We start from the raw sequence: 10,113 nt of genomic DNA, 5'->3' as shown, positions 1-10,113 counted from the left end.
ATGAACTCTATCGGAAACGGTTCCGATACGGAACATATCCAGGGAGAACGAAATGTCACTTTCCACCCGTATCGCACCGCATCTCGCCTATCTGAGGCGGTTTTCCCGTGCCGTGACGGGTTCCCAGACCTCCGGCGACGCCTATGTCGCCGCCATGCTGGAAGCGCTGGTCGCCGATATCTCGCTTTATCCGGAAGGGCGCAGCGACCGGATCGCGCTTTACCGACTCTACTGCACGCTCTTCGACACGCTCGACGTGACGCTGCCGGACAACAGCTCCCCCTTCGGCTGGGAGCGGCAGGCGGCCGCGAACCTCGCCAACCTGCCGCCGGATGAACGCAAGGCCTTCCTGCTCGTCGCGGTCGAGGGTTTCGACATCGCCGAGGGAGCGGACATCCTGGATGTTTCCCCGGAGCGTTTCACCGCATTGCTCGACGAAGCCTCGCGCGACATCTCGCGGCAGGTGGCGACCGATATCATGATCATCGAGGACGAGCCGCTGATCGCCATGGACATCGAGGACATGGTGCGGGGCCTCGGCCATAACGTGACGGGCATCGCGCGCACCCATTCGGAAGCGGTCGACCTCTATCACCGCACCTCGCCGCGTATGGTGCTGGCCGATATCCAGCTTGCCGACGGCAGCTCGGGCATCGACGCCGTGAACGATATCCTGAAGAACAGCACGATCCCGGTGATCTTCATCACCGCCTTCCCGGAGCGGCTGCTGACGGGCGAAAAGCCGGAACCGGCCTTCCTCGTCACCAAGCCGTTCAACCCGGACATGGTGAAGGCGCTGATCAGCCAGGCGCTGTTCTTCGACGAACAGGCGCGGCTCGCAAAGTCCGCTTGATGCAGAAAGGCCCGCGCAAGCGGGCCTTTTCATTTCAGCGGTTCAGCCCGTCGAGAGCGGACGCGACGATGGCCTCGATGGAGGCATCGATATCGACGGTCACGACGCCCGGTTCGCCGGACGGGTCCTGCAGCGTCGCAAGCTGGCTGTCGAGCAGGCTGACGGGCATGAAGTGCCCCTCGCGCGCGGCCATGCGGGACATCAGCAATTCGCGGCTTCCCTTGAGGAAGACGAATGCGAGTTCGCCGCCGGCGGAAAAGCGCAGGCGGTCGCGGTAGGCTTTCTTCAGGGCGGAGCACGAGACGACGACGCTGCCGTTGCCGGCGAGCACATCCGCCATCGCCCGGCCGACCGTGTCGAGCCAGGGCCAGCGGTCCTCGTCGGTCAGGGCGATGCCGTGGGACATCTTGTCCACATTGGCGGCGGGATGCAGGCTGTCGCCTTCGATGAAGGCGGCGCCGAGACTTGCGGCAAGTCCCTCGGCAACCGAGGTCTTGCCGCAGCCGGAAACGCCCATGACGACGATGGCGCGGGCGTTCTTCATGGTGTCAGCGCCATCAGGCGACGCGCTGGCGCTTTTCGATGCGGGCGCGGATGGCGTCCACGTCGACGCGGGGCGTCGCGGCGAAGAGCGTCTTGGTATAGCTGTGCTGCGGGTCGTCGAAGACCTGGTCGCGGCTGCCATATTCCACCGCCTCGCCGAAATACATCACCATCACATCGTCGGCGATGTGGCGCACGACCGAAAGGTCGTGGCTGATGAAGACGTAGGTCAGGCGGAACTCGTCCTGCAGGTCGGCGAGCAGGTTGAGCACCTGGGCCTGGACCGAAAGGTCGAGCGCCGAGACCGGCTCGTCGAGAACCAACAGGCGCGGGTTGAGCATCAGCGCGCGGGCGATCGCCACGCGCTGGCGCTGGCCGCCCGAGAACATGTGCGGGTAGCGCCCGTAATGCTTCTCCTCCAGCCCCACCTTCTTCAGCATGGCCATGGCGCGGTCACGCCGTTCACCGGCCGGAATCTTCGTGTTGATGACCAGCGGCTCGGTCAGGATATCGCCGATCTTCTTGCGCGGATTGAGCGAACCGTAGGGATTCTGGAAGACGATCTGCACCTTGCTGCGCATCTCGGTGGTCAGCGGCTCGCTGGCGATATCGACCTTGCGGCCGTCGATCAGCATTTCGCCTTCGGTGATCGGGTCGATCATCGTGACCATGCGGGCAAGGGTGGACTTGCCGCAGCCGCTTTCGCCGACGATGGCGAGCGTCTTGCCTTCCTCGACCTTGAAGCTCACGCCCTTGACGGCGTGGACGGTCTTGGCCGGCTTCATGAGACTGCCGGGGATGTGGTAGTCGCGCTTGAGGTTTTTTGCTTCGAGAACAGGGGTCATCGCATGGCTCCCGCAAAAATCTCGGCGTCGGTCAGCTTTTCCGTGATCGTCGGCAGGCGACCGCCCGTGGCGTTCTCCGGCAGGGCCGAGAGAAGAGCCTTGGTATAGACGCTCTTGGGGGCCGTGAAGAGCGACAGCACATCGGCCTCCTCGATCTGGCGGCCCTTGTACTGCACGATGACGCGGTCGGCGGTTTCGGCGACGACGCCCATGTCGTGGGTGATGATGATGAGGCCCATGCCGTGTTCGGCCTGCAGCTTCATCAGGAGGTCGAGAATCTGCTTCTGGATCGTCACGTCGAGCGCGGTGGTCGGCTCGTCGGCGATGAGAAGCTTGGGATTGCAGGCGAGCGCCGTGGCGATCATCACGCGCTGGCACTGGCCGCCCGACATCTGGTGCGGATAGTGGCCGAGGCGCTCTTCCGGGTTCGGAATGCCGACCGACTGGAACAGTTCGATGGCCCGGTCGCGGCGCGCCTTGCGGCTGAGGTCCGTGTGGATGCGCAGCACTTCCTCGATCTGGTAGCCGACCGTGAAGCACGGATTGAGGCTGGCGATCGGCTCCTGGAAGATCATGGCGATATCCTTGCCGATGATCTTGCGGCGCTCGCTGTCCGACATCGACCGCATGTCGCGGCCGTTGAAGGTCAGGACGTCCGCCGTCACCTTCGCCGTCCAGGGCAGAAGGCCCATGGCGGCGAGCATGGAGACGGACTTGCCCGAGCCGGATTCGCCGACGACGGCGAGAACCTCGCCCTCGTCGACCTTGAGGGAAACGCCGTCCACGGCGCGGAAGGGACCGGATGCCGTCTGGAACTCGACGGTGAGGTTTTTGATTTCGAGAAGCGACATCACGACCTCTTCAGCTTGGGATCGAGGGCGTCGCGCAGGCCGTCACCCATGAGGTTGATGGCAAGCACGGTGACGAGGATGGCAAGGCCCGGGAAGGTGACGACCCACCAGGCGCGCTGGATGAATTCGCGCGCTTCGGCAAGCATCGTGCCCCATTCCGGCGTCGGCGGCTGGGCGCCCATGCCGAGGAAGCCGAGCGCCGCCGCATCGAGGATCGCCGCCGAGAAGGCGAGCGTCGCCTGGACGATGAGCGGGGCAAGGCAGTTCGGCAGAATCGTCAGGAACATCAGACGCATCGTACCGGCGCCGGCGACCTGCGAACCGATGACGTAATCCTTGGACTTCTCCGTCATCACCGCCGCGCGCGTCAGGCGCACGAAATGCGGCTGGTTGACGAGCGAGATGGCGATCATGGCGTTGAGCAGGCCCGGACCCAGCACGGCCACCAGCACGAGGGCGAGCAGCAGCGAGGGGAACGCCAGGATGATATCCATGATGCGCATGATGAAGGTGTCGACCTTGCCGCGGAAATAGCCGGCGATGAGACCGATCAGCACGCCCGAAACCACCGACAGCGTCACGACGACGAGACCGATGAAGAGCGAGAAGCGCGCGCCATAGATGAGGCGCGAGAGGATGTCGCGGCCGACGGCGTCGGTTCCGAGAAGGTAGCTCCAGTTTCCGCCCGCGGAGAAGGCCGGCGGCAGGAGAAGGACGTCGCGGTTCTGGACGCTCGGATCATGCGGCGCGACGATGGGTGCGAAGACCGCCAGGACCAGGATCACCAGGAAGATGGCGAGGCCGATGACGGCGCCCTTGTTGCGCGAGAAATAGAACCAGAATTCGGAAAAGCCCGAGGGCGGCTTGGTGTTTTGAACAGCGGTGCTCATGGATCGCCTCCTAGTGCCGGATACGCGGATTGACCCAGCCGTAAAGCAGGTCGACCACGAGGTTGACGATCATGATGACGGCGGCGATCAGCATCAGGCCACCCTGCACCACGGCATAGTCGCGCTTGAAGACGCTGTCGACCATCCACTTGCCGATGCCCGGCCAGGAGAAGATCGTCTCGGTGAGGATGGCGCCCGCCAGCAGCACGCCGACCTGAAGGCCGATGGTGGTGATGACGGGGATCATCGCATTGCGCAACGCATGAACGCCGACGACGCGGAAGGGCGAGAGGCCCTTGGCGCGGGCGGTGCGGACATAATCCTCACCCAGCACTTCGAGCATCGCCGAGCGGGTCTGGCGCGCGATGACCGCGAGCGGGATCGTCGCGAGAACCACCGTCGGCAGGATCAGATAGGTCAGCGCCGACTTGAAGGCGCCGGCCTGACCGGAGATCAGGCTGTCGATGAGCATGAAGCCGGTGACCTGGGGGAAGAAGTACATCAGCGAGATGCGCCCCGAGACCGGCGTCCAGCCGAGATAGCCGGAGAAGAAGATGATGAGCAGCAGGCCCCACCAGAAGATCGGCATCGAATAGCCGACGAGCGCGACGCCCATGATCGACTGGTCGAGCCAGGTGCCGCGCTTGACCGCGGCCAGCACGCCGGCCGGAATGCCGAGCAGGACGGCGACGATGATGGCGCAGAGCGAAAGCTCCAGCGTGGCCGGGAAGAGGTTCACGAAGTCTTCGAGAACGGGCCGCTTGGTGACGATCGACGAGCCGAAATCGCCCTGGAGCAGGCCGGTCAGATAGTCGAAATACTGGACATACATCGGACGGTCGAGGCCGAGCTGGTGCATGAGCTCGGTGTGCCGTTCCGGCGACATGACGCGTTCGCCCGACATCAGCATGACCGGGTCGCCCGGCAGAAGTCGAATGAAGGAGAACGCGATGATCGACACCCCGATGAACGTGGGTATCAGGACGGCGAGCCGTCCGAAGATGAAGCGCAACATGGGAGCCAATCCCTTCTTTTTGAAAAACCGGCGGCCCGAATGCCTTCGGACCGCCGGCCAATGCACGCTCTTTGCGGCGTGCCTTTCTTGTGCCCGATTTTACTCGGCGATGTCTACACCGTCAAAGCGGTGAATGCCCAGCGGGTCCATCTTGAAGCCCGAGACCTTCTTGCTCATCGGAACGACGACGAGCGAGTGGTCGAGGGTGTTCCACGGCGCTTCGCGCTTGAAGATCACCTGGGCCTCTTCGTAGAGCTTCGTGCGTTCGGCGATGTCGGCGGTTTCCTTCGCCTTGGTCATCAGGTCGTCGAACTCCTTGTTGCACCACTGCGCGCGGTTGTTGCCGCCGACGGCGTCGCAGCCGAGCAGGGTGTCAAGGAAGTTGTCCGGGTCGCCGTTGTCGCCCGTCCAGCCGAGGATGGCCGCGCCGTCGCGGTCCTTGGCGGAGGAGAGCTTCAAATACTCGGCCCACTCGTAGGAGACGATCTCGGCTTCGACGCCGATCTTGGCGAGGTCGGCCTGCATGAGTTCGGCCGCGCGGCGGGCGTTCAGCATGTAGGGACGGGCGACCGGCATGGCCCAGATCTTCATCTTGAGACCGGCGGCGCCGGCTTCCTCGAGCATCTTCTTGGCCGCTTCCGGATCGTACTTGTCGTCTTCGACGGCGTTGTTGTACGACCACATGGTCGGCGGGATCGGGTTCTTGGCGACCGTTGCCGCGCCCTGGAAGACGGCGTCGACGATGGCCTGGCGGTTGACCGCCATGTTGAGAGCCTTGCGGACCTCGACCTTGTCGAACGGCGGAACCAGCGTGTTATAGGCGAGGTAGGCGACGTTCAGGCCTTCCTGCTCCAGAACCGTCAGGTTCTCGTCCTTCTTCAGCTCGGCCACGTCGGCAGCGTTCGGATAGGCCATGATGTGGCATTCGCCGGCCTTCAGCTTCTGCGCACGGACGGCAGCGTCCGTGGTGATGGCGAAGACGAGGTCGTCCACCGGCTGCTTGCCGGCCCAGTAGTCCGGGTTGGCCTTGTAGCGGATCGCGGCATCCGTCTGGTAGGCGACGAAGGTGAAGGGACCCGTGCCCAGCGGCTGCTGGTTCAGGAGTTCCATCTTGCCGTCGGCGGCCAGCTTGTCGGCATATTCCTTGGAAAGGATCGAGGCGAAGTCCATGCCGAGATTGGCGATGAACGGCGCTTCCGGGCGCTTCAGCACGAACTTGACCGTCAGGTCGTCGACCTTCTCAATCTTCTCGATGAGGTCCGGGAAGCCCATGCCGGCGAAATATTCCCAAGACGCGCCGGCGACATACTTGTTCCAGGCGTTGTCGGCCTTGTACTGGCGCTCGAAGGAGAAGATGACGTCGTCGGCGTTCAGCTCGCGGGTCGGGGTGAAGAAGTCCGTCGTCTGGAACTTCACGCCCTTGCGCAGCTTGAAGGTGTATTCCTTGCCGTCAGCGGAGACTTCCCAGCTCTCGGCCAGGCCCGGCTCGACTTCCGTGCCGCCGTGCTTGAATTCGACGAGGCGGTTGTAGACGGTGCGCGACGTGGCGTCGAAGGTCTGGCCGCCCGTGTAGAGGCCGGGGTCGAACCCTTCCGGCGAGGCTTCGGAGCAATAGACCAGCGTCTTCGACCAGGCGGCCGTTGCCATCATCGAGGCAAGCGCCGTCGCTGCGAGGAGAGTAGTCAGCTTTTTCATCGTGTGAGCTTCCCAGGTTGGCTTTTTATTCTCTTGCTTGCGGTCACGGGCGCGTATCCAGCCCCGTCCGTGCGCGGATGGAACGACATTTGCCGCAGGATTGCAATAAGTGCGCGAACAAATTTGTCCAAACGGAAAAATCCACGCAACTCTATTCTCCACAGCATTAGAAAACCTGAAAAATTGCTTCAAATCCGCCTTGTGCGGCTGCCACTCCCCTTCGGCCGGAGCGGCGGCAGGGCGGCGGCAACTTTCAATATTTCTTTTTTCTATCAATATGTTACAGACACGGCCACAGGAAGACATCCATGCCCCTGCGAAATTGCCCCGTAAAACCCTTTGCCTCCTTGGATTGCGGCGCTAGATTGTATTGCGTGGAATCTAGGGGGTAGACGCCACGTGACTGCACTGAACGGACATTTCCGAAGATACGATTTCGAAGGCGATCTTGAGAAAGCGCTCAATCGCGTCGACTTCTTCCGCATCTTCCACACGATGGCGCTACGCTACGGTTTCGAGCATTTCGGCGTGCTCCAACTGGCCAACGAGCACGAGCCGAGCACGCTCGCCAGCCGCCTGATGCTGCACGACCTGCCCGCGGGCCTTGCCGAAACCTACGACAAGCGCCACCGCCTCAACGACAGCGCGCTCTTCAAGAGCTTCTACCGCTCGACGATCTCCACCGTCTGGCGTGCCGACGACCGCCCGGAGAACGGCGCGGCGCAGGGCGCGGATTTTCTCGAGCAGGTCGGCTTCGACATGGCGCTCGCCGTTCCGGTGCATGCGGTCAACGGCACACGCTATATCGTGCTCTTCCTCGGCGACGGGGCCGACATTGGCAGCGCCGAACATTTCAGGATCTGCTACGAGGCCAATTGCGCCTTCGACTACTTCCATCGCCAGGTCCTCGCCAACAAGGCGGGCATGGGGCTCACCCCGCGCGAGACGGAAATCCTGCGCTGGATTTCCTACGGCAAGACGGCGAGCGAGATCGCGCTCATCGTTTCCGTGTCCGAGCATACCGTGAACTCGCACACCGCGACGATCCTCAAGAAGCTCGACGTCGTCAACCGCACCCAGATGGTCGCCAAGGCCATTCGCGAGCAGATCATCCAGTAACGCACAAAACAGGTCCGTGCGTTGCGGATAGGCAGAGTTAGGGACTTGTTAACAGGCGCGGGCTGGATGACAGTAATCGCGGCTTTCGAGGCGGACGCCTCTCCGAGACAGCAGGTTTACCGGCTACCATGACAGCAAAAGTGCATATCCTGCTCGTCGACGACGATCCCACCGAAAACATCATCCTCGGCGCGCTGATGCGCAAGGTCGCAAGCTACGCGATCACGCTTCATTATGTGGAGACGGTGGACGACGCGCTCGGTTTCATCCGCGCCTCCGGCGTGCCGCTCGACATGATCCTGATGGACAACCGGCTCCAGCCGCAGGCGGATTTCCGCGAAACCGTGCCGGAACTGCGCCGCGCCGGCTATATCGGCCCGATCGGCGTGATCTCCTCGTCGATCAGCGACGCCTATTTCCAGAAGATCGACGATTACGGCGTCGACTTCCGCATCGACAAGGCGGAACTGGACCCGACGGCCATCGAATTCATTCTGCGGGAATGTGTCGGGCGCGACGTCGGCGCCGGCATCTGAGGCGGCCGGCGTCTTCGTGAAGAAGCCGCCGGCCCCTTGATGAAATGACAGGCGTCAGGCCGCCGGCTGGCGGGCAACCGCGTTTTCCAGGCCGAGCAGCATGCCGATCTGCGGGCGCGCCTTGACGAGATCGTCGATCGTATATTGCTGCAACACTTCGAAGAAGGCGTTCAGCGCCTTGCGCAGCGCCGCGTTCAGGCCGCAGCTATCGACGAGCGGGCATTCGATCTCGCCCGCCTCGAAACATTCCGCCATCGCGAAGGAATCCTCCGTCACGCGCACCACGTCGAACAGCGTGATCTCCGCCGCAGGCTTTGGCAGGCGCACGCCGCCGTTGCGGCCGCGCACGGTCTCGATGATGCCGGCCCGCGTCAGCGGCTGGAGAATCTTGAACAAGAAGAGCTCGGAGACGCCGTAAGCCCTTGCGATTTCCGGAATGCGGCTGAGCTTCTCCCCGTTCGCCGCGCAGTACATCAACATGCGCACGGCATAGTTGGTTTGCTTCGTCAGACGCATGGGAAACTCCGAATCCGGTTTTGAAGTGATCTCACATATAGGGCAGATCGCGGTTTAGAACAATTCCAAAAAGCGGAAAATCACATTCATGTTATGCGAGTGGTCGCATGATTGACTGCGGGGGGCAAGCCGCTAAAGAAGACTTTAGCAGTAAAGAATAAATGCCCTAGGAGGACCCGATGCGACTGCTCCAGACTTCCCTTGCCGCCCTTGCCCTTTCGACCGCCGGCCTTGCCCTGGCCGCGCCCGCGCATGCCGACGGCGAAGTCAACATCTACTCCTATCGCCAGCCGGACCTGATCAAGCCGCTGCTCGACGAGTTCACCAAGGAAACCGGCATCACCACCAATGTGCTGTTCCTCGACAAGGGCCTCGTCGAGCGCATTCAGGCGGAAGGCGCGAACTCGCCGGCCGACGTCATCCTGACGGTCGACATCGCCCGCCTGACGGAAGCCAAGGAAGGCGGCGTCACGCAGCAGGTCAAGAGCGACGTCATCAACAAGGACATCCCGGCCGCCTACCGCGACCCGGATGGCGACTGGTTTGGCCTGACCACCCGCTCGCGCGTCGTCTACGCCTCGAAGGAGCGCGTGGCGCAAAACGAGATCACCTATGAGGAGCTTGCCGATCCGAAGTGGAAGGGCAAGATCTGCACCCGCGACGGCCAGCACTCCTACAATATCGGCCTGATCGCCTCGATGATCGCCCATCACGGCGAAGCCGAGGCCGAGAAGTGGCTGACCGGCCTGAAGAACAACCTCGCCCGCAAGCCCGATGGCAGCGACCGCGACCAGGCCAAGGCGATCTTTGCCGGCGAGTGCGACCTGGCGCTCGGCAATTCCTACTATGTCGGCCTCATGATGACCAACGAGAAGGAGCCGGAACAGAAGGAATGGGCAGCCGCCATCAAGGTGCTCTTCCCGAACGCCAACGATCGCGGCTCGCATGTCAACGTTTCCGGCATGGCGCTCGCCAAGAACGCGCCGAACAAGGAAAACGCGCTGAAGCTGATGGAATTCCTGTCGGAAGGCACCGCGCAGAAGATCTATGCCGAGCAGGTCTACGAATATCCGGTCCTGCCGGGCGCCGAGCCGTCCGAGGTCGTAAAATCCTTCGGCACGCTGAAGCCCGATCCGCTGCCGCTGGTCGATATCGCCGCCAACCGCAAGAAGGCCTCCGAGCTGGTCGACAAGGTCGGCTACAACGACGGCCCGGCGCAGTAACAGCGCCTCGCCCTTCGGGGCAGGACG

11 protein-coding genes are annotated in these 10,113 nt (G+C 62.8%); 4 read left to right on the top strand and 7 right to left on the bottom strand.

The genetic code is table 11. The features are described 5' to 3' along the window. Positions 1-52 precede the first annotated feature (52 nt). The gene (locus K8M09_RS02310) at positions 53-853 is read left to right on the top strand and encodes a response regulator (protein ID WP_160787073.1); all 801 of its coding nucleotides are present in this window, start codon (positions 53-55) and stop codon (positions 851-853) included. Positions 854-887: 34 nt separating this feature from the next. Here K8M09_RS02310 and K8M09_RS02305 read toward each other — a convergent pair whose 3' ends face one another. The 6 genes from K8M09_RS02305 to K8M09_RS02280 all read right to left on the bottom strand — a co-directional run bounded on the left by K8M09_RS02305 (position 888) and on the right by K8M09_RS02280 (position 6,692). After that, positions 888-1,397 (bottom strand): gluconokinase, encoded by a 510-nt coding sequence (locus tag K8M09_RS02305; RefSeq protein ID WP_160787072.1) that lies wholly within the window; start codon positions 1,395-1,397, stop codon positions 888-890. Positions 1,398-1,410: 13 nt separating this feature from the next. Then, positions 1,411-2,241: a dipeptide ABC transporter ATP-binding protein gene (locus K8M09_RS02300; protein ID WP_160787071.1), complete on the bottom strand. Its 831-nt coding sequence runs from the start codon at positions 2,239-2,241 to the stop codon at positions 1,411-1,413. Beyond that, positions 2,238-3,092, bottom strand: coding sequence for an ABC transporter ATP-binding protein (locus K8M09_RS02295; RefSeq protein WP_160787070.1), 855 nt, complete (start codon positions 3,090-3,092; stop codon positions 2,238-2,240). The genes K8M09_RS02300 and K8M09_RS02295 overlap by 4 nt, the downstream gene beginning before the upstream one ends. Further along, a complete protein-coding gene (locus tag K8M09_RS02290) occupies positions 3,092-3,982 on the bottom strand; it encodes an ABC transporter permease subunit (RefSeq protein WP_160787069.1) in 891 nt (296 codons plus the stop codon). The genes K8M09_RS02295 and K8M09_RS02290 overlap by 1 nt, the downstream gene beginning before the upstream one ends. Before the next feature lie 10 nt (positions 3,983-3,992). After that, complete coding sequence (locus K8M09_RS02285) at positions 3,993-4,997, bottom strand: ABC transporter permease subunit (RefSeq protein ID WP_160787068.1); 1,005 nt, start codon at positions 4,995-4,997, stop codon at positions 3,993-3,995. Positions 4,998-5,096: 99 nt separating this feature from the next. Continuing rightward, the gene (locus K8M09_RS02280; protein ID WP_160787067.1) at positions 5,097-6,692 is read right to left on the bottom strand and encodes an ABC transporter substrate-binding protein; all 1,596 of its coding nucleotides are present in this window, start codon (positions 6,690-6,692) and stop codon (positions 5,097-5,099) included. Between the two features lie 399 nt (positions 6,693-7,091). Between K8M09_RS02280 and K8M09_RS02275 the strand changes: the two genes are divergently transcribed. Both K8M09_RS02275 and K8M09_RS02270 read left to right on the top strand, forming a co-directional pair. Beyond that, complete coding sequence (locus K8M09_RS02275; protein WP_160787066.1) at positions 7,092-7,811, top strand: helix-turn-helix transcriptional regulator; 720 nt, start codon at positions 7,092-7,094, stop codon at positions 7,809-7,811. A gap of 128 nt (positions 7,812-7,939) precedes the next feature. Then, positions 7,940-8,347 carry a response regulator gene (locus tag K8M09_RS02270; RefSeq protein WP_160787065.1) on the top strand — a complete coding sequence of 136 codons (408 nt, stop codon included), beginning with the start codon at positions 7,940-7,942 and terminating at the stop codon, positions 8,345-8,347. 54 nt (positions 8,348-8,401) lie between these two features. On the opposite strand, the gene rirA is transcribed toward K8M09_RS02270, so the two are convergent. Next, a complete protein-coding gene (gene rirA, locus K8M09_RS02265; protein WP_160787064.1) occupies positions 8,402-8,863 on the bottom strand; it encodes an iron-responsive transcriptional regulator RirA in 462 nt (153 codons plus the stop codon). Between the two features lie 179 nt (positions 8,864-9,042). Between rirA and K8M09_RS02260 the strand changes: the two genes are divergently transcribed. Then, positions 9,043-10,086 carry a Fe(3+) ABC transporter substrate-binding protein gene (locus K8M09_RS02260; RefSeq protein ID WP_160787063.1) on the top strand — a complete coding sequence of 348 codons (1,044 nt, stop codon included), beginning with the start codon at positions 9,043-9,045 and terminating at the stop codon, positions 10,084-10,086. Positions 10,087-10,113: the final 27 nt, after the last annotated feature.

Origin of the sequence: Shinella zoogloeoides (genome assembly GCF_020883495.1) — a bacterium.
In the GTDB taxonomy this organism is placed as follows: Bacteria; Pseudomonadota; Alphaproteobacteria; order Rhizobiales; family Rhizobiaceae; genus Shinella; species Shinella zoogloeoides.
This window is presented reverse-complemented; position numbering and strand designations above follow the sequence as displayed.